The organism is Lentzea fradiae, from assembly GCF_900100955.1.
Taxonomy (GTDB): Bacteria; Actinomycetota; Actinomycetes; order Mycobacteriales; family Pseudonocardiaceae; genus Lentzea; species Lentzea fradiae.
Map to the genome: position 1 here is coordinate 183,950 of NZ_FNCC01000013.1, position 20,517 is coordinate 204,466.

At 69.5% G+C, this 20,517-nt stretch carries 18 protein-coding genes and 2 riboswitches; of the genes, 3 read left to right on the top strand and 15 right to left on the bottom strand.

Annotated features, from left to right (window positions below; genetic code table 11):
- Positions 1–22 precede the first annotated feature (22 nt).
- The 3 genes from BLT23_RS29320 to BLT23_RS29330 form a co-directional block, all read right to left on the bottom strand.
- Positions 23–919 (bottom strand): SMP-30/gluconolactonase/LRE family protein, encoded by an 897-nt coding sequence (locus BLT23_RS29320; RefSeq protein WP_143036085.1) that lies wholly within the window; start codon positions 917–919, stop codon positions 23–25.
- Between the two features lie 70 nt (positions 920–989).
- The gene (locus BLT23_RS29325) at positions 990–1,841 is read right to left on the bottom strand and encodes an MmyB family transcriptional regulator (protein WP_090054841.1); all 852 of its coding nucleotides are present in this window, start codon (positions 1,839–1,841) and stop codon (positions 990–992) included.
- 55 nt (positions 1,842–1,896) lie between these two features.
- Positions 1,897–3,945, bottom strand: coding sequence for a S9 family peptidase (locus BLT23_RS29330; RefSeq protein WP_090054700.1), 2,049 nt, complete (start codon positions 3,943–3,945; stop codon positions 1,897–1,899).
- A 300-nt stretch (positions 3,946–4,245) separates the two neighbouring features.
- On the opposite strand from BLT23_RS29330, the gene BLT23_RS29335 reads away from it, so the two are divergent.
- Complete coding sequence (locus BLT23_RS29335; RefSeq protein ID WP_245744299.1) at positions 4,246–4,926, top strand: COG4315 family predicted lipoprotein; 681 nt, start codon at positions 4,246–4,248, stop codon at positions 4,924–4,926.
- 393 nt (positions 4,927–5,319) lie between these two features.
- Here the strand turns inward: BLT23_RS29335 and glyA are convergent, their stop codons facing one another.
- From glyA to BLT23_RS29375, 8 genes are all read right to left on the bottom strand, one after another.
- Positions 5,320–6,585, bottom strand: coding sequence for a serine hydroxymethyltransferase (glyA, locus tag BLT23_RS29340; RefSeq protein ID WP_090054703.1), 1,266 nt, complete (start codon positions 6,583–6,585; stop codon positions 5,320–5,322).
- A gap of 13 nt (positions 6,586–6,598) precedes the next feature.
- Positions 6,599–7,693, bottom strand: coding sequence for a glycine cleavage system aminomethyltransferase GcvT (gcvT, locus tag BLT23_RS29345; protein ID WP_090054706.1), 1,095 nt, complete (start codon positions 7,691–7,693; stop codon positions 6,599–6,601).
- Between the two features lie 99 nt (positions 7,694–7,792).
- Positions 7,793–7,877, bottom strand: a riboswitch (glycine riboswitch).
- A 1-nt stretch (position 7,878) separates the two neighbouring features.
- Positions 7,879–7,987: riboswitch (glycine riboswitch) on the bottom strand.
- A 45-nt stretch (positions 7,988–8,032) separates the two neighbouring features.
- A complete protein-coding gene (locus BLT23_RS29350) occupies positions 8,033–8,335 on the bottom strand; it encodes a DUF3817 domain-containing protein (protein ID WP_090054709.1) in 303 nt (100 codons plus the stop codon).
- 16 nt (positions 8,336–8,351) lie between these two features.
- The gene (locus BLT23_RS29355) at positions 8,352–8,741 is read right to left on the bottom strand and encodes a hypothetical protein (RefSeq protein ID WP_176946971.1); all 390 of its coding nucleotides are present in this window, start codon (positions 8,739–8,741) and stop codon (positions 8,352–8,354) included.
- A gap of 87 nt (positions 8,742–8,828) precedes the next feature.
- A complete protein-coding gene (locus tag BLT23_RS29360) occupies positions 8,829–9,323 on the bottom strand; it encodes a transcriptional regulator (protein ID WP_090054712.1) in 495 nt (164 codons plus the stop codon).
- 161 nt (positions 9,324–9,484) lie between these two features.
- Positions 9,485–9,667, bottom strand: coding sequence for a hypothetical protein (locus BLT23_RS29365; protein ID WP_425434421.1), 183 nt, complete (start codon positions 9,665–9,667; stop codon positions 9,485–9,487).
- 336 nt (positions 9,668–10,003) lie between these two features.
- A complete protein-coding gene (locus BLT23_RS29370) occupies positions 10,004–11,128 on the bottom strand; it encodes a CaiB/BaiF CoA transferase family protein (RefSeq protein WP_090054717.1) in 1,125 nt (374 codons plus the stop codon).
- Positions 11,125–12,261, bottom strand: coding sequence for an acyl-CoA dehydrogenase family protein (locus BLT23_RS29375; protein ID WP_090054849.1), 1,137 nt, complete (start codon positions 12,259–12,261; stop codon positions 11,125–11,127). The genes BLT23_RS29370 and BLT23_RS29375 overlap by 4 nt, the downstream gene beginning before the upstream one ends.
- A gap of 195 nt (positions 12,262–12,456) precedes the next feature.
- Here BLT23_RS29375 and BLT23_RS29380 point away from each other — a divergent pair, with 195 nt between their 5' ends.
- Positions 12,457–13,659, top strand: coding sequence for an acetyl-CoA C-acetyltransferase (locus BLT23_RS29380; protein WP_090054720.1), 1,203 nt, complete (start codon positions 12,457–12,459; stop codon positions 13,657–13,659).
- A gap of 5 nt (positions 13,660–13,664) precedes the next feature.
- Positions 13,665–15,707, top strand: a complete 2,043-nt coding sequence (locus BLT23_RS29385) for a 3-hydroxyacyl-CoA dehydrogenase NAD-binding domain-containing protein (RefSeq protein ID WP_281248917.1) — start codon at positions 13,665–13,667, stop codon at positions 15,705–15,707.
- Here the strand turns inward: BLT23_RS29385 and BLT23_RS29390 are convergent.
- The 4 genes from BLT23_RS29390 to BLT23_RS29410 form a co-directional block, all read right to left on the bottom strand.
- On the bottom strand, positions 15,704–16,654 hold the full coding sequence (locus BLT23_RS29390) for an AraC family transcriptional regulator (RefSeq protein WP_090054851.1): 951 nt from the start codon (positions 16,652–16,654) through the stop codon (positions 15,704–15,706). The genes BLT23_RS29385 and BLT23_RS29390 overlap by 4 nt on opposite strands.
- A 217-nt stretch (positions 16,655–16,871) precedes the next feature.
- A complete protein-coding gene (locus BLT23_RS29395) occupies positions 16,872–17,423 on the bottom strand; it encodes a DM13 domain-containing protein (RefSeq protein ID WP_090054724.1) in 552 nt (183 codons plus the stop codon).
- Positions 17,424–18,267: 844 nt separating this feature from the next.
- Entirely contained in the window at positions 18,268–19,296 is a 1,029-nt protein-coding gene (locus tag BLT23_RS29405; RefSeq protein WP_090054730.1) for a LacI family DNA-binding transcriptional regulator, read from the bottom strand.
- 72 nt (positions 19,297–19,368) lie between these two features.
- Positions 19,369–20,391, bottom strand: a complete 1,023-nt coding sequence (locus BLT23_RS29410; protein ID WP_090054732.1) for a GNAT family N-acetyltransferase — start codon at positions 20,389–20,391, stop codon at positions 19,369–19,371.
- Positions 20,392–20,517: the final 126 nt, after the last annotated feature.

Below are 20,517 nucleotides of genomic sequence, written 5' to 3' on the forward strand. Positions count from 1 at the left end.
CCGGGAAGGCGCCCTTTTCGCGTCAGGTCCTGTGTGGATGGTGCAGTTCGCCGATCATCAGGTTCGGGTCGTCCCCGGCCAGGTTCGCGCCGTTGGTGAGGTAAACCCGGTTGCCGTGAACGCGCACGGCGGTGGTCCCCTGCAGGCCGTCGTCCGCGTCCAGCAGGGTCTCGGCGCGGCCACCGGAGCTGACCCGCACCAGCTCGCTCGCCTGGTTGACGGCGGCGAGGACCTCGTCACCGCGGCCGGTGAAGTCGAAGTCGTCGATGCCCTCCAGCCCGCGCGCACGCACCTCGGCCGGCCCTGAACCTCTGTCGTGACGGATCGGGATGCGGAGGAGCGTGCCGCGATCGGAGTTGCTGACCCACACGGCACCGGCGTGCACCTTCAGGCCGTTCGCACCGAAGAAGCCGGCAGGCTTCAGCACCGGGTCCGCCGACCAGACCGAGGCCCTGCCGCCGCGCACCGGCGCCTGCCAGACCCGTCCCCCTGTCGAGTCGGTGACCAGGAACCGATCGCCGTCGATGACGAGCCCGTTCGGGAACGCGTCGGCGGGCAGCGGCACGACCAGCCGAGGTCCACCCGAACGGCGGACCTGCCAAATGCCGGTCATCCCTCCCGCACCGGAGGAGTAGAGGAAGTACACCTCACCGGCGCCCGACCGGGCGACCCCGGTGACCACAGGAGTCCCGACGACCGGGGTGGTACCCCCGCCGCCGGGTGGCAACGGCATGGTGACGAGCACCCGCACGGACCCGTCGCGGGCGACCCGTACCACCTGACGAGCCGGAATCATGCCGATGAGCACCCCTCCATCCGGTTCGAGGGCGATGCTCTCGGCGGCCTGCCCCGCGGCGCGGTCGAAGTGGGCGACGACGTGGACATCACGCAATTCCGTGCCTGCGAGAGCCGTCGGCACGTGCGAGACGGTGAACAACACGGCAAGGCAGAACGCGGCGGCACATCGGGGGAAGCGCATGGTCCTTCTTTCATACGTGCGGGAACGAGCTGAAACTCTCCTGGCCGAGCACGGCCAGCAGTTCGAGCTGAGAGACGGCGGCGCTACCGGGCACCGGTGAGAAGACGATCAGGCGCTGGTCCCGCCGGGCCGTCGCGAGAACGTCGAAGTCGAGCTCGACCACCCCGACCGCGGGGTGCAGGACCCGCTTGCGATCGCTGCGACGGACGGCGACGTCATGCCGTTCCCATAACCCGGCGAACTCCGCGCTCTCGGCGTGCAACGCCCTGACCAGCCGCTTCGCCATCGGATCGGCCGGACGCAGCGCGAGGGTCGCCCGCAGGTCGTCCACCTGGGCGCGGCTCTCGTGCTCGTGGTCCTCGGCGGGATGCCGTGCGCGCATCGCCGGGTCGGTGAACCACCGGTAGGTGCAGCTCCGGGCAAGACCGCGGAACCGCGTCTGCTCCCCCAGCAGCGCGTCCGCCACCGCGTTCTGGACCAGCACGACGTTCAGATCGGTGGCGATCAACGCGGGCAGACCGCGCACCCCGTCGAGCAACCGGAGAAGTCCCCTGCTGACGTGCTCGTCACCACCGAGGCAGGGCGGGGCGTGGTGGCCCGCGAGGCGGAACAGGTGGTCGCGCTCGTCGGGCGTCAGCCGCAGCGCGCGGGCCAGCGCCGTGAGCAGCGCGATCGACGGTTGCGGGCCGCGTCCCTGTTCGAGCCGCGCGTAGTAGTCCGGCGACATCCCGGCGAGGCAGGAGACCTCGAACCGCCGTAACCCGGGCGTGCGGCGCCGCCCTCCGGGCGGAAGGCCCACGTCGCCCGGCTGGAGCAGGGCGCGACGGCGGCGGAGGAAGTCCGCCAGATCGTTGCTTTCCACGGGTCCCAGCATGTTCCACGTTCGACGGAACAGCCAGGACCCGTCGGTACCACCATCAGGCGAGCGCCTGCTTCAGGAAGTCGACCTGCAGGAGCAGCAGGTTCTCGGCTACCTGCTCCTGCGGCGTCATGTGCGTGACGCCGGAGAGCGGCAGCAGGGTGTGCGGCCGTCCCGCCGCGAGCAGCGCGCTGGACAGGCGCAGGCTGTGCGCGGCCACCACGTTGTCGTCGGCCAGGCCGTGGATGATCATCAGCGGCTTGGACAGCTTGTCCGCGTCGCCGATCAGCGAGTTCGAGTCGTAGACCTCGGGCTTCTCGTCCGGGTGTCCCAGGTAGCGCTCGGTGTAGTGGGTGTCGTAAAGACGCCAGTCGGTGACCGGCGCCCCCGCGATGCCCGCGTGGAAGACGTCCGGGCGGCGCAGCACGGCCAGCGCCGCCAGGTAGCCGCCGTAGGACCAGCCGCGGATCGCGACCCTGCCCAGGTCCAGGTCGGGTTCGACGGCGGCGGCCGCTCGCAGGGCGTCGACCTGGTCCTCCAGGGTGGCGCCGGCGAAGTCGAACGCGATGGCGCGCTCCCACGCGAGACCACGCCCCGGCGTGCCGCGTCCGTCCACGACCAGCACCGCGAAGCCCTGGTCGGCCAGCCACTGCGACGTCAGGTAGATGTTCTGGGCCGACACGACGCGCTGCGCGTGCGGGCCGCCGTACGGGTCCATCAGCACCGGCAGCTTGGTGCCCGGCACGTGGTCGGACGGCAGCAGCAGCGCGGCCCGCAACTCGCGTTCGCCGAGCGTCAGCAGCCGCGGCGACGCCTTGAGCATCGGCGTCTCCGCGTACGACTCGATCACGTGGTCGCCGACGGAGACCTTCGTGCCGAAACTGTCCACAGTGGCCGAAAGCAGCACAACCGTGTCACCGCCCCGGACAGCGGAGTGCACACCGTCCTCAGTGGACAGCTTTTCGACCTTGTCGCCGACCGAGTAGACGTGCGTCTGCGTCGGGTCGTCCTCCGACGCGGCGACCAGGATCGAGTCCGCGGCGATGTCGAGCACGCGCCGCACCTGCAGACCGCTGGTGAGCACCTCGTCGCCGACGCGCAACGCGTACTCGTCGCCCTCCCCCACGATCCGCACCAGGCGGCCGTCCGGGGTCCACGCCGGAGCCCCGTCGGTGACCTCGAGCCACGCCGGGTCGGTCTCGACGGCGAGCTCGGACGCCACACCGGTCTCGGGGGCCAGCGAGTAGATCGTGCGGGTCCGCTGGTCGCGGGTCTGCGTCGTGATCAACGGCGCCCCACCGGCCGACCAGTGCACGTTGTTCAGGTAGTCGAACTCCAGCAGCACCGGCACGAACGTGCTGTCCAACGACACCACGTGCAGCGACACCGTGGCGTTCGTCGTGCCCGCCGCCGGGTATGCGATCTCGGTGGCGGCCGTGCCGGGGTTCGCCGGGTCGGCGATGTACCAGCGCTGCACCGGCGCGTTGTTCACGCGCGCGGCGATGATGCGCTTGCCGTTCGGCTCCCACCAGTAGCCGCGGTAGCGCGACATCTCCTCGGCCGCGATGAACTCGGCGAGACCGAACGTCACGTCCTCACCGTCGGGCTCGGCCACGGCGTAGTCCTCGCCCGAGCCCAGCTCGACCACCCGCAGCGTGCCGTGCGTGACGTAAGCCACTCGCTGACCCGTCGGGTCGACACGCGGGTCGATGACACCGCCGCGAGTCGGCAGCTCACGAACCTCACCGCCCACCAGGTCGGCCACGAACAACCGCCCGGACAACGCGAACGACGCCACGTTCGCGTCCGCGGACAGGGCGTAGCTCACGATCCCCGCGCCGGACTCCCGCGTGCGTTCACGCCGCGCCTTCTCCTCGGCCGGCAAGTCCTCCGGATCGGTCAGCAGCGTCGCCGGATCGGCGAGCAGCCTCTCGACGCCGGTGGCCGTGTTCAGCTCCCAAAGCCCGTTCGCCCGGCTCGTGGCCGTGGCGGGACGCAGGAAGAAGACACGTGCCCCGTCCGCCGACACCGAGAAAGTCCTCGGTGCGCCGACGGTGAACCGCTGGGTGCGCGCGTGCTGGCGCGGGAAGGAGATGTCGTTGCCCACAACCCAACACTAACCCGCGCGGGCGCGCGACACGGCGCCACTCGGCGTAGCCGCGCGGGAACTTCCCCTCCGCACACCACAACATCCTTCACCGGCGAATGCACCACCAGATTTTTTCGATCGGCCCTGAACGACCCAGTGCCCCTTCTTCACAACCTGACCAGCGGCGACCACCCCACTCCTCCGGCCATCCCGCCCGCGCCGGACGTTCGAGACGCCAAGAGGTTGAGCGCGTTTCTGAACCGAGAAGCAACCCCGCCCGTATGGCCTGGATAGAGCGAACGGATGGACAAGGAGGACATGAGTGTGATCCGACGTAACCGCATTGCCATCGGGCTCGCCGCGGGACTGGCAGTTGTGCTGGGTCTGGGTGTCTGGAGCGCCACGAGCGGTGGCACGAGCTCCAAGCCGGTGGCACAGACCGAAACCGACCTGGGCGTCCTCGGTGACTACGGCGACGTGGGTCAGCCCCCGGTACTCCAGGAACCCGCCCAGCTGCCCGAGACCCCGGTCCAGCAGCAGGCACCGGAAGTCCCTGCAGCGCAGCAACCCCCGGCCGCGCAACCCCCGGCCGCAGCCCCGGTCAGCTCCCTGAAGCTGGTCGGCAAGGCAGTGGACCAGATGGGCCTCGTCGTCCAGGACGGCGACGGCCGCACGATGTACCGCTTCGACAAGGACACCCCGAAGCCGGAAGGCAAGTCGAACTGCAACGGCCAGTGCGCCGAGACGTGGCCGCCGCTGCTCTCCGACACGATCCCGCAGGTCGAAGGCATCAACGCGAGCCTGGTCTCCCTGATCACCCGCGCCGACGGCAAGAAGCAGGTCGCGATCGACGGCTGGCCCCTCTACGCCTACTCCCAGGACCCGAAGCCGGGCGCCTGGAAGGGCCAGGGCGTGGGCGGAACCTGGTACGTGATCCAGCCCGACGGCAAGCGCAACGTGGAGTGCCTGCCCCCCGGCGTCACGGCCCCCGCTGCCTGACCCCCACACACACTTCCTTTAGGACGGTCCATCTGAGACAGACAACACCCTGACGTGCAACCCCGGCCCTGGGGAAGGGGCCGGGGTTCGCGTCGTTCACCCGTTCGCTTCGGTTTCACACCACGTCGCAGGGCGCCACCGCTTCGGTGGCGCCCTGCGACGTTTCGGCGCGGAAGTGACCACTGCCCAACGCAACAGCACCCCGCGCAAAGCACCAGGCGTGCCATCTACCCGCCCGAAGCGCTGGCCGGCCCCCTTTGGGGCTCAATGGCAGAGCCCTCAAGAAGCCACAGGCACGCAAGCGACCACAGGCGTCCCCCCGAACGGAAGACCCCCTGAGCCCAAACGCTGCCCAGGGGGTCCGGCAAGATCATCCGCGAAGCGGCGGTGTCCTCACAACGTCGAGTACAGCGGGTGCTTGGCGGCCAGAACCTCCACCCGAGCCCGCAACTCCTCAACAGCCGCCCCGGGCTTCAAAGCCTCGGCGATGACATCAGCGACCTCGACGAAGTCGGCCTCCCCGAACCCGCGGGTGGCCAACGCGGGCGTCCCGATCCGCAACCCGGAGGTCACCATCGGAGGCCGGGGGTCATTGGGAACAGCGTTGCGGTTGACGGTGATCCCGATCCGGTGCAGGACGTCCTCTGCCTGCTTCCCGTCGAGCTCGGACGAGACCAGGTCCACCAGCACCAGGTGGACATCGGTCCCCCCGGTCAGCACCTTCACCCCGGCCTCGGCAACATCCGCCTGGGACAACCGCTCCGCCAGAATCCGGGCCCCTTCCAACGTCCGCCGCTGCCGGTCGGCGAACTCAGGAGAAGCGGCGTGCTTGAACGCCACGGCCTTGGCCGCGATCACGTGCTCGAGAGGACCACCCTGCTGCCCGGGGAACACGGCAGAGTTGATCTTCTTGGCGATGTCCGCCTCGTTGGACAGGATCACACCGCCACGAGGCCCGCCCAGGGTCTTGTGCGTGGTGGTGGTCGTGACATGCGCGTGCGGCACAGGCGACGGGTGCAACCCAGCAGCCACAAGACCGGCGAAGTGCGCCATGTCGACCATCAGGTAAGCATCGACCGAGTCGGCGATCCGCCGGAACTCCGCGAAGTCCAGCTGACGCGGGTAAGCCGACCACCCTGCCACGATCAACCGCGGCCGGTGCTCGGCAGCCAGCCGCTCGACCTCGGCCATGTCCACGCGCCCGTCGGTGTCGGAGACGTGGTACGGCACGACGTTGTAGAGCTTGCCGGAGAAGTTGATGCGCATGCCGTGCGTCAGGTGGCCGCCGTGCGCGAGGTCGAGGCCGAGGATCGTGTCGCCGGGCTGGAGCAGGGCGAACATCGCGGCCGCGTTGGCCTGGGCGCCGGAGTGCGGCTGGACGTTCGCGAAGCCCGCGCCGAAGAGCGACTTGATGCGCTCGATCGCCAGGCGCTCCACGACGTCGACGTGCTCGCAGCCGCCGTAGTAGCGGCGGCCGGGGTAGCCCTCCGCGTACTTGTTCGTCAGCACCGAGCCCTGGGCCTGCAGCACGGAGACGGGCGTGAAGTTCTCCGAGGCGATCATCTCGAGGGTGCCCTGCTGGCGCGCCAGCTCGGCGGCAACGGCCTCGGCGACCTCGGGGTCGTACTCCGCGAGGGAGGCGTTGAACTGCTCGGACATCTGGAAGATCTCCCTACTTGGCGCGCTTGTAGAACGGAAGTGCGACGACCTCGACCGGCTGCTTCTTGCCGCGGACGTCCACCAGCAGTGAGGTGCCCGGCTCGGAGTTCGCGCGGGACACGTAGGCCATGGCGACGGAGTAGCCGAGGGTCGGGGACAGCGCGCCCGACGTCACCTCGCCCACGACCTCGTCGCCGTTCAGCACCGCGTAGCCGTGCCGCGGGGCGCGGCGCTCGGGAGTCTTCAGTCCGACGAGGACCGAGTCCACACCGGACTCGGCGACCTTCGCCAGTGCCTCGCGGCCGACGAAGTCGCCTTCCTTGTCGAGCTTCACGACGCGGCCGAGGTTCGCGTTGTACGGCGTCAGGGCCGTCGTCAGCTCGTTGCCGTACAACGGCATCCCGGCTTCGAGGCGCAACGTGTCGCGGCAGCCGAGGCCGCACGGCTTGAGGTCGTGCTCCTCGCCCGCGGAGAGCAGCGCGGCCCAGACGGCGGAGGCGTCGGCGGGCGCGACGAACAGCTCGAAGCCCTCCTCGCCGGTGTAACCGGTGCGCGCCAGCAGAACGTCGACACCGGCGACGGTCGAGGGGTAGGAGGCGTAGTACTTGACCGCCGCCAGGTCGGTCTCGGTGAGACCGGACAGGATCTCGACCGACTTCGGGCCCTGGATCGCGATCAGCGCGTACTCGGTCGACCTGTCCGTCACGACGGTGTCGAACCCGGCGGCGCGTTCCACGAGTGCCTCGGCGACGACGGTCGCGTTGGAGGCGTTGGCGACGACCATGAACTCCTCGTCGCCCAGCCGGTAGACGATCAGGTCGTCGAGCACGCCGCCGTCGGCCTGCGTGATCATCGTGTAGCGGGCTTTGCCGACCGCCAGCGCGGAGAGGTGCCCGACCAGCGCGTAGTCGAGCGCCGCGCCCGCCTGCGGTCCGGTCAGGACGATCTCACCCATGTGCGTGAGGTCGAACAGGCCCGCGGACTTGCGCACCGCGTGGTGCTCCGCGAGCTCGCTCGAGTAGCGCAGCGGCATCCGCCAGCCCGCGAAGTCGGTGAACATCGCGCCGAGCTGCTCGTGCTCGGCGTTCAGAGGCGTGAGGCGGGACATCAGAACGCTCCTTGTGGGTGCGCCGAAGAGCCGGGCGGCGCCGGCTGAGGCAACAGAAGAATGACACGGTCCATCGGAGACTCCTCCCTAGAGCGAGCCTCCCCCTCTGTCATGAGCCTGAGAGCTTCACCACCGCAGTGGTTTGCACCGTGGGCGAGGCCGATGGGCCTGCTTTCCAGAGTTGCCTTCGTCGTGCGGTAGGGGTACCTGAGAGATTCCGGGGAGGAGTTGCTCCTTCGGCGCCCGCGGCGGCCCGGGGATCCGGGACCGGCGGGACTCTCCCGCGCGACATCGACGGCCGTGTTCAGTTGTCAGCCCCAGACGCTAGCAGGCCAAACGTCACAGCGGCACGCCCTGCGCGGTCTTCTCGACCACTTTGCGCTCCGCGTAGAACGACACGAACGGGATCGTGCCGGCGAGCAGCACCAGGACCGTGCCCTTGATGGACCAGCGCAGCTTCAGCGCCAGGTCGACGGCGATCACCAGGTACACGGCGTAGAGGAAGCCGTGGATCGGGCCGACGACCTTCATGGCGCCGCCCATGTCGGCGGCGTACTTGAACACCATCGCCACGCACAGGAGCAGGAGGAAGACTCCGACCACGTAAGCCATGACCCTGAACCGGGTCAACGCACCCTTCATCTGCCCGCCTCCGCGCTCAACGACCGTCCCGCGCGTTGAGGTCCGCGAGCATGCGGTTGTAGGCCGCGAGCTCCGCGTCTTCGTCGTCGTCGAGGTGCTCGACAGGCGCGGGTTTGACGGCGTCAACGGTAGCCACCGGCTCGGGCGCGTCCGCAACCGGCTCCGATGCGAGAGCCTCGTCACGGTTCTGGGTCGCCAACCGGCGGAAGCGCCACACCATGAAGATGGGGAAGAGGCCGAAGAGCGGCCACTGGAGCACGTACCCGAGGTTCTGGAACGTGCCGCTGGCGGACTCGAAACGCTGCCACTGCCAGTACGCGAGACCCCAGCACACGACCAGCGCCACCAGACAGGCGAACGCGATCAGCAGGCGTTTGGGGGTAAGGAGGCCGCGCACGACCTCCACACTACTTGGGTACCGCCACCCCGATCGACCACAGGTGAGCGGGGTACCAGCGAACACGGGGCCCCGGTCGGGAGGCCCCGTCCTCTTTTATGCCACGCCGTCCCGGCGCTGCCTCTGCAGACGTGCGACGCACCAGGCCGCGGCGGAGCCACGGCGGAGGTGCTGGAGAACCGTCATCGGTCCCAGGCGCCGTCCGAGGTCGGCGGGCGTCAGGCCGGCAGCGCGGTAGTCGAGCGCGCGCTGGTCCAGCGGGCTGATGCCCGCGTCCCACCACTGCTCGGCCTCGCTGACGTCACCGACGAGCTGCCAGTAGCTCGCTGCGGCGGCGAGCAACGCCTCGGGTGCCTCCGGCGCCCTCTTGCGCATCGCGGCCACGTAGGCCGGATCCGCCGAGTCGACCTTGACCAAGCCGCGCGACCCGCTCCTGGAAGCACCCCGCTGCACGGGAATGCCCGGCGCCGAGGGGGGAGCCTCGGCGAGCCACGCGTTCTTGATCCGGTTCACCTCCTGCATCTCTGCGTCGTCAGACCGTTCAGCCGCCCACTGCTTCAAGAGCTCGTGGACCCCGGAGTCCTCGACCATCCATGCCTCCTCGTCGGTCGGGGATCGGCCATTGCAGCGGAAGGTATTCGGTAGGTCTGACAATCGCCAGACCCTGAATCGCCAGAACACCCGTTACCAGTGCGTGATTGGCCGCATTCCACCCGTCCGGCTCAACGCGAACGGCCGAAGATCACGGAGCGTCACTGGTTGATCGGCGTCGCCGTCCCGAAGAGGCTCCTGACGAAGGTGATGATCGACTCCGCGCCGTCCCGCAGCCAGCCCAGCACCGTCTGGACCGCGCCGGCGGACTCCTCGGGCCGGGTGATCAGGAGGAACAGCACCAGCGCGACGACCGCCAGCACTAGCACCTTCTTGAGGTTCACAGGTACCTCTCCGTCCATGTCGCTCTCAGCTGAGGCGGCGGACCGCCGTGTCACCCGACATGGTCCACCATTCACCCTTGCGATGAACAACGACCACGTCCGACACGCCACACGATCCGGCAGCGACGCACGCCTGCATCGCACCCAATGTCACTCGAATGGCGTATAAAGAGGGCCACATCCAGCGCCGATGTCCTGGGCACGAGGTGAACACGGACTCCCTCGCATCCCACAGCTTGGACACGAACTGATGCACTGAGCCTCACCCGATTGCCGAAGGCCAGGCATCACGCTCCGTCACGTCGTCGTGGCGCAATTTAATGCGCACCCGAACATTCATCCAATTACTCCGGATCGACGCAGTTCCATAATTTCGGCGTCCGGCACACCGATCCCGGCGAGCACTTCCGCGGTGTTCGCCCCCGCCTCGGCGGGAGGGCTCGGGACGGCCGTCGGCGTGCGGTCGAAACGGGGCGCCGGCGCCGGGTGCCGCGCACCCGCGACGTCCACGAAAGTGTTGCGTGCCGTGTTGTACGGGTGATTCGCCGCCTCGTCGGGGCTCAGCACCGGCGCCAGGCACGCGTCCGTGCCCCGCGCGAGGTCCGCCCACTCGTCCCTGGTCTTCGTCTTCACCGCCGCCGCGATGCGTTCCCGCAGCTCAGGCCAGTTCGCCGGGTCGTCGCGCGACGGCGCGTCCGCGAGGTCCAGCACACGCACGAGGTCGGCGTAGAACTTCTGCTCCAACGCGCCCACGGCCACGAACCGCCCGTCCGCGGCCTCGTAGACGTCGTAGAACGGCACTCCCCCGTCGAGCATGTTCTCGCCGCGCCCGCCCCGCCACAGGCCCGCGGACCGCATCCCGTGCAGGAACGTCGTCAGCAACGCGACCCCGTCGACCATCGCCGCGTCGACCACCTGGCCACGCCCGGAGCGCTCCCGTTCGTACAGCGCCGCGAGCACGCCGAGGGCCAGCAGCAGCCCGCCGCCGCCGAAGTCGCCCAGCAGGTTGATCGGGAACGACGGTGGCCCGCCCGCGCGGCCGAGGGGTTCGAGGGCGCCCGCGACGGCGATGTAGTTGATGTCGTGCCCTGCGCGGTCGGCGAGCGGCCCGTCCTGGCCCCAGCCGGTCATGCGCCCGTAGATGAGGCGCGGGTTGCGGGCGAGGCACTGCGCCGGTCCGATGCCCAGCCGTTCGGTGACACCCGGCCGGAAGCCCTCCACCAGCACGTCCGACCGCTCGACGAGCTTCAGCACCAGCTCGGCGCCCTGCGGCGTGCGGGTGTCGATGGCGATCGAGCGCCGGTTGCGGCCGAGGAAGTCGCCCGGGATCATCGGCCGGCTTCCCGGCTTGTGCACCTGGACGACGTCCGCGCCCAGGTCGGCGAGCACCATGCAGCCGAACGGCGCGGGCGCGAGACCCGCGAGCTCGACCACGCGGAGACCTTCCAGGGGGCCGCTCACAGGGACCTCGCGATGATTTCCTTCATGATCTCGTTCGTGCCGCCGTAGATCCGCTGCACGCGGGCGTCGGACCAGGCACGTGCGATCGGGTACTCGGTCATGTAGCCGTAGCCGCCGAAGAGCTGCACGCACTCGTCGACGACCCTGCTCAGCCGGTCGCTGGCCCACCACTTCGCCATCGCCGCGGTCGGCACGTCCAGCTCGCCGCGCAGGTGCTTCTCAATGCACTCGTCGATGAACGCCCTGGTCACGGCCGCCTCGGTGGCGCACTCGGCGAGCTTGAACCTGGTGTTCTGGAACTTGATCAGCTCCTTGCCGAACGCCTGGCGCTCCTTCACGTACCTCAGCGTCACGTCCACGGCCGCCTCGATGCCCGCGATGCTGGCGACGCCGATGATCAGGCGTTCCTGCGGCAGCTGCTGCATGAGCTGGACGAACCCGAGGCCCTCCTGGCCGCCGAGGAGGTTCGCGGCGGGCACCCGGACGTCGTCGAAGAACAGCTCGGCGGTGTCCTGCCCCTTCATGCCGACCTTGTCGAGCACGCGGCCGCGGCGGATGTCGTTGTCCACGACGAGCAGCGAGATGCCGGTGGCGCCCTGCGCCGGGTCGGTCTTGGCAGCGACGATGACGAGGTCCGCGAGCGCGCCGTTGGTGATGAACGTCTTCGAGCCGCTGATGACGTACTCGTCACCGTCCTTGACGGCCCTGGTCCGGATGCCCTGGAGGTCGGAGCCCGCGCCGGGCTCGGTCATCGCGATGGCGCCGACGTACTCGCCGGACGCGAGCTTGGGCAGCCAGCGCCGCTTCTGCTCCTCGGTGCCGTAAGAGTTGAGGTAGTGGGCGACGATGCCGCTGTGCACGCTGTTGCCCCATGAGCTGTCGCCCGCACGCGCCTGCTCTTCCAGCAGCACGGCCTCGTGCGCGAACGTGCCGCCGCCACCGCCGTACTCCTCGGGGATGCTCAGGCACAGCAGGCCCAGCTCACCGGCCTTGCGCCACAGCTCGCGGTCGACCTGCTTCTGCTCGGCGAAGCGTTCGGCGTGCGGCGTGACCTCCTTCTCGAAGAACGTGCGCGCCAACTGGCGCAACTGGTCCAGGTCGCTGTCCATCCACCGCGATCGACGCTCTGCCATGAGGTCCACGAAACCACCGCGAGGTGATCCACGCCATGACCGGCACGCGTCGCCGTCCCCCGAAAATCTGAGCGAAATTCCCACTCCGGCCGCTCGGACGAGCCCATCCTCCCGGTCTCCGGAGCGACGGGTGAGCTAATCGGTCACCCCGCACGGTCATGGCCAGCTCGCCGGGGCGGGCCTAGCGTGGACGTCATGAGCGAAGCCTTGATCTTCGACGCGGTGCGCACGCCGCGCGGCAAGGGCAAGCGCGGGTCGCTGCACAGCGTCCGGCCCGTGGAGCTGGCCGCCGGTGTGCTGCGCGCGCTGTCCGAACGCAACTCCCTCGACACCTCCGCGGTGGACGACGTCGTGTTCGGCGTCGTGTCGCCGCTCGGCGAGCAGGGCGGCGACATCGCCCGCACGGCCGTCCTGGCCGCCGGGTGGGACCAGCGTCCCGCCGGCGTGCAGCTCAACCGGTTCTGCGCCTCCGGCCTGGAGTCGGTGAACCTCGCCGCGGCCAAGGTCGCGTCCGGTTTCGAGGACCTGGTGGTCGCCGGTGGCGTCGAGTCGATGTCGCGCGTGCCGATGGGCTCCGACGGCGGCGCGTGGGCGATCGACCCCACGACCAACTTCGACCTGTCGTTCGTGCCGCAGGGCGTGTCGGCCGACCTGATCGCGACGCTGGAGGGCCACTCGCGCACGGACGTCGACGCGTGGGCCGCCCGGTCGCACGCCCGCGCGTTCGAGGCGCAGAAGAACGGCTGGTTCGAGCGCTCGGTCGTGCCGGTCGTCGACCAGAACGGCACGGTGGTGCTCAAGGAGGACGAGACGATCCGTCCCGAGTCCACCGTCGAGTCGCTCGGCAGGCTCAAGCCCAGCTTCCAGTTCCACGGCGACCTCGGCTACGACACCGTCGCGATCGACCGCTACCCCACCGTCGAGCGCATCAGCCACGTCCACACGCCCGGCAACTCGTCGCAGATCGTCGACGGCGCCGCGGCCATGCTGATCGGCTCCGCCGCGGCCGGGAAGGCGCTGGGACTGACGCCGCGCGCCCGGATCGTGTCCGTCGCGGTCGTCGGCACCGAACCGACGATCATGCTCACCGGCCCGGCGCCGTCGGCCCGCAAGGCGCTCGACAAGGCGGGCCTCTCGGTCGAGGACATCGACCTGTTCGAGGTCAACGAAGCGTTCTCGTCGGTCGTGCTGAAGTTCCTGAAGGACATGGACGTCCCCGAGGAGAAGGTCAACGTCAACGGCGGCGCCATCGCGCTGGGCCACCCCCTCGGCGCCACCGGCTGCATGATCCTCGGCACCCTGCTCGACGAGCTGGAGCGCCGGGACCTGCGGCGCGGCCTCGCCACGTTGTGCGTGGGCGGCGGCATGGGCATCGCGACGATCATCGAGAGGGTCTGAGGACAGTGTCGAACTCTCCTGGCACGTTCCACTACGACAAGGACGCGGACGGCGTCGTCACGCTGACGATGGACATGTCCGGCTCCGCCAACGTGATGAACGACGAGTACCGCGAGCTGATGGGCGACGCCGTCGGCAAGCTCGAGGCCGACGACATCACCGGTGTGATCATCACGTCCGCCAAGAAGACGTTCTTCGCCGGTGGCGACCTGAACGTGCTGATCGCGATCACGCCCGAGACCGCCTCGCAGGCGCTGGAAGGCGTCGAGGAGCTCAAGGCCCAGCTGCGGCGCCTGGAGAAGCTCGGCAAGCCGGTCGTGGCCGCCATCAACGGCACCGCGCTCGGCGGCGGCTTCGAGATCGCGCTGGCCGCGCACCGCCGGATCGTGTTGAACGACAACAAGATCCGCGTCGGCCTGCCGGAGGCGACGCTCGGCCTGCTGCCCGGCGGCGGTGGCGTCACGCGCATGGTGCGGCTGCTCGGCGTGCAGAAGGCGTTGCCGTTGCTCATGGAGGGCAAGCAGCTCCGCCCGGAGCGCGCTCTCCAGGCCGGGATCGTCGACCAGCTCGTCAACACGCCCGAGGAGCTGCTCTCCGAGGCCCGCGCGTGGATCAAGGCGAACCCGTCCGCGACCCAGCCGTGGGACGTGCAGGGCGCGGGCGTGCCGGACCTGAAGTTCGGCGACACCAACAGCTACGGCCTCCTCGCCGCCGCCCCCGCCGTGCTGAGCAAGAAGACGCACGGCGCGTACCCGGCACCGAAGAAGATCATGGCGGCGGCCGTCGAGGGCGCGTACGTCGACTTCGACACGGCGCTGAAGATCGAGGGCCGCTACTTCGTGGAGCTGGCCTCCGGTCAGGTCTCCAAGAACATGATCACGGCGTTCTGGTTCAACCTCAACGAGGTCAACGGCCGCGCGTCGGCCTCCGGCAAGCGCGTGGCGAAGCTCGGCGTGCTCGGCGCGGGCATGATGGGCGCCGGAATCGCCGAGGTGTCCGCGAAGGCGGGCATCGAGGTGGTCCTGAAGGACGTGACGCTGGAGGCGGCGCAGAAGGGCGCACAGGGCCTGGAAGGCATCACGCCGACCGACTCCGACGACGACCTGGCGGGCTGCGACCTCGTCATCGAGGCCGTCTTCGAGAACCGCGAGCTGAAGAACAAGGTGCTGCCCGCCGCCGAGGCGAACGCGCTGCCCGACGCGGTGATCGCGTCGAACACCTCGACGCTGCCGATCACCGGTCTCGCGTCCGCGGTGACGGCGCCGGAGCGGTTCATCGGCCTGCACTTCTTCTCGCCGGTGCCGAAGATGCGGCTCGTGGAGATCATCCGCGGCGAGAAGACGTCCGAGGAGACGCTCCAGCGCGCGCTCGACTACGTGCGGCAGATCGGGAAGACCCCGATCGTCGTCAACGACTCGCGCGGCTTCTACACCTCGCGGACGTTCGGCACGTACGTCATCGAGGCGATCACGATGCTGGCCGAGGGCGTCGCCCCGGCGTTCATCGAGAACGTCGCCAAGAAGGCGGGCATGGCCGTCGGGCCGCTGGCCGTCTCCGACGAGGTGACGCTGACGCTCCAGCTGAAGATCCACGACCAGACGCTCGCCGACGACCCGACTCTCGTGTCGGAGAGCCCGGCGTACGACCTCATCCGCGAGCTGGTGTCGCTGGGCCGCAGCGGGAAGTCGTCCGGCGCGGGCTTCTACGAGTACCCGGAGGGCGGCAAGAAGTTCCTCTGGCCGGAGCTCACCACCCGCTACGCCAAGGCGGACGCGGGAGTGTCCGAACAGGACGTTCGCGACCGGCTGCTGTTCGTGCAGGCGCTGGAGACGGTGCGCTGCCTGGACGAGGGTGTGCTCACGTCCGTGGCGGACGCGAACATCGGCTCGATCTTCGGGTTCGGCTTCGCGCCGTGGACCGGCGGCACGCTGCAGTTCATCAACTCCTACGGCGTGCAGGCGTTCGTGGAGCGGGCCGACTACCTCGCCGACACCTACGGCGAGCGGTTCCGTCCTCCCGCCTCGCTGCGGGAGCGCGACAGGTTCTAGGCGCGGTAGGAGCCGGGTGAGGACCCGGTCCACCGCTTGAAGGCCCGGTGGAAGGCGCTCGCCTCGGAGAACCCGAGGCGCAGCGCCAGCTCCTCCACCGACTCGCCTCCGCGCACCAGTGACGCCACCGCCTGGTCGCGCAGCAGCTGCTCCCGCACCTCGCGGAACGACGTCCCCTCCGCGGCCAGCCTGCGCCGCAACGTCGGCGCGGACACCCCCAGCGCGGCCGCCACGGCCTCCAGCCCCGTCACCCCGCGCCCGAGCAGCCGCCGCACGTGCCCGGCCGTGTCCGCCCCGTGGTCGCGGCGCGACAGCAGCTCCGCCGGCGAGTGCCGCAGGAAGCGCTTCAACGCCGCCTCGTCCTGCACGACCGGCATGCGCAGGAACTTCTCGTCGAACGAGATGGACGTGGCGGGCGCGCCGAACCGCAGCGGACAGCCGAAGATCAGGTGGTACTCGGCGGCGTGGGCGGGCTCGGGATAGCCGAGCTCGGCACTCCTCAACGGAATCCGGCGGCCGATCAGCCACGACGAGAACCGGTGCCACAGCACGAGCAGCGACTCGGTCAGGAAGTGGTCGGGGTCGCCGGGGATGTCGAGCGTGAAGCGCCCCCCGTCGAGCGCCAGCGACAGCGGCTGGTCGAACAGCGAGTAGAACGCGAGGCCGCGCCGCAGCGCCGACTCCAGGTCCGGGCAGTGCACGGCCAGCAGGCACATCATCGCGAACGTGCCGCGTTTGGACGGCCGGGGCCCGAAGCCCATGAACTCGTCGTCGAGGACTTCCCAGAGCGTCTGGATGAACTTCGTGTACTGCGCGGGAGTGACCCGCGCCCGGTCGTCGTCGAGCAGGCTGGCGGGGATGCCCGCGCCCCGCAGCACGACGGACGGCTCCTCGCAGGCGCGCAGCGCGGCCCGCACGTAGTGGATCGCCACGGTCCGGGAGTGCACGACCCACAGTAGAACGCCGACGGCGGTGAGGCGGCTCCAGGGAGAGCAGAGCCGCACCACCGCCGTCGAAAGGCCCACCTGGTGAGCCGGTGCTCCTCGCCGACGGGGCTTCCGCACGCCCATCGGCCAGGGACGATGTGATGTTGTGTCCCCAAACGATATTTGGTCTAGACCAGGAATGTCAATAGAGCGAAAAGAGCACTTTTCGCGGCATGTTTCACGCTTGTTCCAACGGCGCTACGGCGAAGCCCGCGGAGAACCTCTTGCACCAGATCACGACGCTCCGAATGGTCGAGACGTCGACTTCCGCGGGAATCTCGTAGACCTGGTCACCCCGGTTGCCCTTCAGCTTGCCAAGGCTCGTGAACCCCTGCCCGAACGTTTTCTCCGACGAGCCGGACGGGTGCGGCGAGAGGTAAACGTACAGGTCAGGCCCATCACTGGTGTTCAACGCGGCGAACTGGACCGAATGCGCGCCACCCGGCAACCTGACCAAACTCGCCTTACCCGTGGTCGTGTGCTCAAGCGACCGCCACTCCCCAGTCGCCACCTCCCGAGGCGTTTCCTCGACGACCGGCGGAGCACTGGACGAAACTGACTCGGGAGTCAACGAAGGCACCACCTGACTGCTGCTGACCGGCGGCACCAGCAGCGCCTCGTGCGTTTCGCGAACCGTGAGCAGCCGCCAGGGCTGGAAGAGGTACAACCCGACCCCCAACGCGACCACGAGGAAAACTGAGACGGGAATCAGGAATCGACGACGACTCATACCGAAAATACTGACCCAAACAGACCCGGAAAGAGCTTACGGAGTTGTTAGGGCCCGCCACCCGCCCAACCCTCCGCCAGGTTCACTCGCACGGGTGACGCTCCACCGTGGCACTCCTACCCACAACCGCGCTGGTAGCACCCCTTCCCACCCCCGGCGGAGCACCCCCGAACATCACAGTCCGATGACGACACCCACTCAACCACCGCGCCCCGGCAACCGATAAGGCAAACGGCGCCCGTTCCCCACGACATCGCACCGCCGTGTCCAACCGGGAACAGGACCCACCCGACTTCACCCCGAAGAGCAAGTGAGGAGGACTGCTGTGCGCGCACTGTGGGCAGCAGGTGGTTCCGCCGTGTTCGGGTCCGCACTGCTAGGTGTGCTGGTGGGCATGCTCATCCACAACGCGAACACCGACGAACCGCAGAGCGGCCCCCCGGCCTCCACCTGGACCAGCTCCACGTACAGCACCCCGCCGCTCCCGGCGGAAAGCCCCACCCCCGCCAGCACCACCGAGAACAGCCCTGTCAACGCCCCGGACCCCCGGCCACCGGCCCCGCGGGCGACAACCACCCCACCCCCGGCAGAGCCGAACCCGGCGGCCCCACCCCCGGAAACCGCACCCCCACCGCCGACGACGAGCGCCCAGCCGTCAGGCTGGTCGTGCAGCCCCCTGAACCCCCTGCCACCACCCACGTGCAAGAACCAGGAAAACGGCCGCTAGCGGCAGCACGCCGAGCGATGGCGCAGCGAGCGGTCCCGAGCACGGCGAGGCGCGGTGGTGGCTCCTTCGGGAGTGCCGGGAGCCCTCGGAAAAGGTGGGCGACGCCCCCCCAACCGGTCAGGCGGACTCGCGCCGAACCAGCACAGTCGGCAGCATCTCCTTCTTGGACTTCACGGTCTCGTCCCGGAGCAGCTTCATCAGATGCCCGACCATGTGCTTGACCTGCTCATCGGAGTCCTGCCGGACGGACGTCAACGGCGGCGAGGTGTGCTCGGCAATGGACACATGATCGTCGAACCCGACCACGGCGACATCCTCGGGAACCCGCCGGCCAGCCTCGTGCAGCGTCTCCAACGCCCCAGCGGCCATCAGGTCGGAAGCCACGAACACGGCGTCCAGCTGAGGCACCCGCCCCAACAACGCGGCCATGGCCTTACGTCCACCCTCCCGGGTGAACCCTCCGTCCTCGGTCAACCGAGCCACAGCCCGATCGTCCAACCCGAGCGCCGACCGGAAGCCGTTCAACCGGTCAAGAGCGGACAACTCGTCCACCGGCCCGGAAACGTGCACGATCTTCTTGCGCCCAAGCGATTTCAGATGTTCGGTGGCAAGTACCGCGCCACCCTCGTTGTCGTTGTCGACGAGGTGCATCCCGCGCAACGAACCCCAAGGCTTGCCCGCGTACACCACCGGCAACGGCAGCTTCTTCACCACGGACACGAGCTGGTCGTTCTTGTGCGGCGCGAACACCAGCGCACCGTCCACGTGGCCCCCGGCGAGGAACCGGTGGGCACGGGCCTGGTCGTCGGGCGAGTGCACCAGCATCAGGACCATCTGCACGTCGACGTCGGCCAGCGCCCGCGCGCCCGCGCGGATCAGCCGGGCGAAGTGCGGGTCGTCGAAGATCTTGGGTTCCGGCTCGGAGAACACCGCGGCCACGGCTCCGGTGCGGCGGGTGACCAGTGCCCGTGCGGCGCGGTTCGGCTGGTAGCCCAGTGCCAGCACGGCCGCGTTGACCGCCTCCAGCGCTTCGGGACTGACGCGCGGGGACGCGTTCAGCACTCGTGACGCCGTGGCGCGGGACACCCCAGCCCTCGCGGCAACGTCTTCCAACGTCGGACGCGCGTGGATGGACACGGGCACCACTCCTCGATGAAAACCTTTGATCCGCCAAGCAGCTTAGCCGCAAGCGATCTCCGAGGAGTGTCTCCGCGCTGTTCACCGTGTTTTTTCGGGCACCGCCGCTGCCTCGCGGGCCTTCAGCGCACGCCCGCGAGGCGCGATGGAAACGCGGAGCAGTCCGTCCTCCCGGCGTGTCGTGGCTTCGAGGCCCGCGCGGGCGGCGGTGTGGATCAGCGCCGACTCGGACGGCAGGCACCACGCGACGAGCTCGGTGTAGCCGGCGGCCCTGGCGTCGGAGGCCAGCGCGCCGAGCAGGGCCGTGCCGACGCCGCGGCGCTGCCAGGCGTCCTCCACCAGCAGCGAGATCTCGGCGCAGTCCGGTGTGCCGGTCTGGATGAGCTGGCCGAGCGCCACGACCTGGTCCGCGCACTGGGCGAGGACGGTCGTGCCGCGCGGCGGGTTGAGCAGGCGGTGCAGCCAGCGGCGGGGCAGGGTGCGCATGCCGGAGTGGTAGCGGTTGAACAACGTCCTCATGGAACAGCGGGAGTGCAGGCCCGCGACGGCGTCCTCGTCGGACCCGGTGCCGGGACGCAGGACGAAGGCCACGCCGTCGTCGCTCAGCGCGCCCCGCAACGCCGGCGCCGGTGCGTCCACGATGTCCAGCAGCGCCTGCGCGCGGGTCAGCTCGACCTGGGTGAACCTGGACCAGCCGCGCCGGGCCACCAGGTCGCCGAACTGGGCCTGGCCCTCCTCCGCCGTGCCGTGCGTGACCGCGTCGGCGGACAGCACCTGGCGCAGCGCCTCCGCGGTCCGCTCCGGGTCGGCCAGCGCCATCTTCGCCGCGCGCAACGCGGCGGTCGGCTCGTCCACCAGGTCGCGCACGTCGGCGCTGGTGATCCCGACGCACTTGGCGCCTTCGCTGCGGACCGCCTCGACGAGGTCGGCGGGCAGCACCCCTTCTCCCGCGCGCACGACGATCTCGTCGAGCACACCGCCGGGAACGGGGATCACCTGCAACGCGAGGACGTTGCAGTCGGCCGCGGCCAGCCGGACCGTGACGCGTGCAAGCGCGCCGGGGCTGTCGCTGAGTTCGAAGCGCATGCGCCAGGTCGAGGTCATGGCGTCCAGGGTTCACGGGCGTTGTTGCCGCGACGCGAACCACGGGTAAAACGCTCGGAAGCACGGCACGGAGAACATCACTCGCCGTGAGACCGGTCCTGCGCGGTGTGACCACCACAGCAGAGA

Bases quoted from the DNA above. Each gene is read 5' to 3' on its own strand.
- BLT23_RS29335 (WP_245744299.1), top strand. From the start codon at position 4,246: ATGAGTGTGATCCGACGTAACCGCATTGCCATCGGGCTCGCCGCGGGA.
- glyA (WP_090054703.1), bottom strand. From the start codon at position 6,585: ATGTCCGAGCAGTTCAACGCCTCCCTCGCGGAGTACGACCCCGAGGTC.
- gcvT (WP_090054706.1), bottom strand. From the start codon at position 7,693: ATGTCCCGCCTCACGCCTCTGAACGCCGAGCACGAGCAGCTCGGCGCG.
- BLT23_RS29350 (WP_090054709.1), bottom strand. From the start codon at position 8,335: ATGAAGGGTGCGTTGACCCGGTTCAGGGTCATGGCTTACGTGGTCGGA.
- BLT23_RS29360 (WP_090054712.1), bottom strand. From the start codon at position 9,323: ATGGTCGAGGACTCCGGGGTCCACGAGCTCTTGAAGCAGTGGGCGGCT.
- BLT23_RS29375 (WP_090054849.1), bottom strand. From the start codon at position 12,261: ATGGCAGAGCGTCGATCGCGGTGGATGGACAGCGACCTGGACCAGTTG.
- BLT23_RS29380 (WP_090054720.1), top strand. From the start codon at position 12,457: ATGAGCGAAGCCTTGATCTTCGACGCGGTGCGCACGCCGCGCGGCAAG.
- BLT23_RS29395 (WP_090054724.1), bottom strand. From the start codon at position 17,423: ATGAGTCGTCGTCGATTCCTGATTCCCGTCTCAGTTTTCCTCGTGGTC.
- BLT23_RS29410 (WP_090054732.1), bottom strand. From the start codon at position 20,391: ATGACCTCGACCTGGCGCATGCGCTTCGAACTCAGCGACAGCCCCGGC.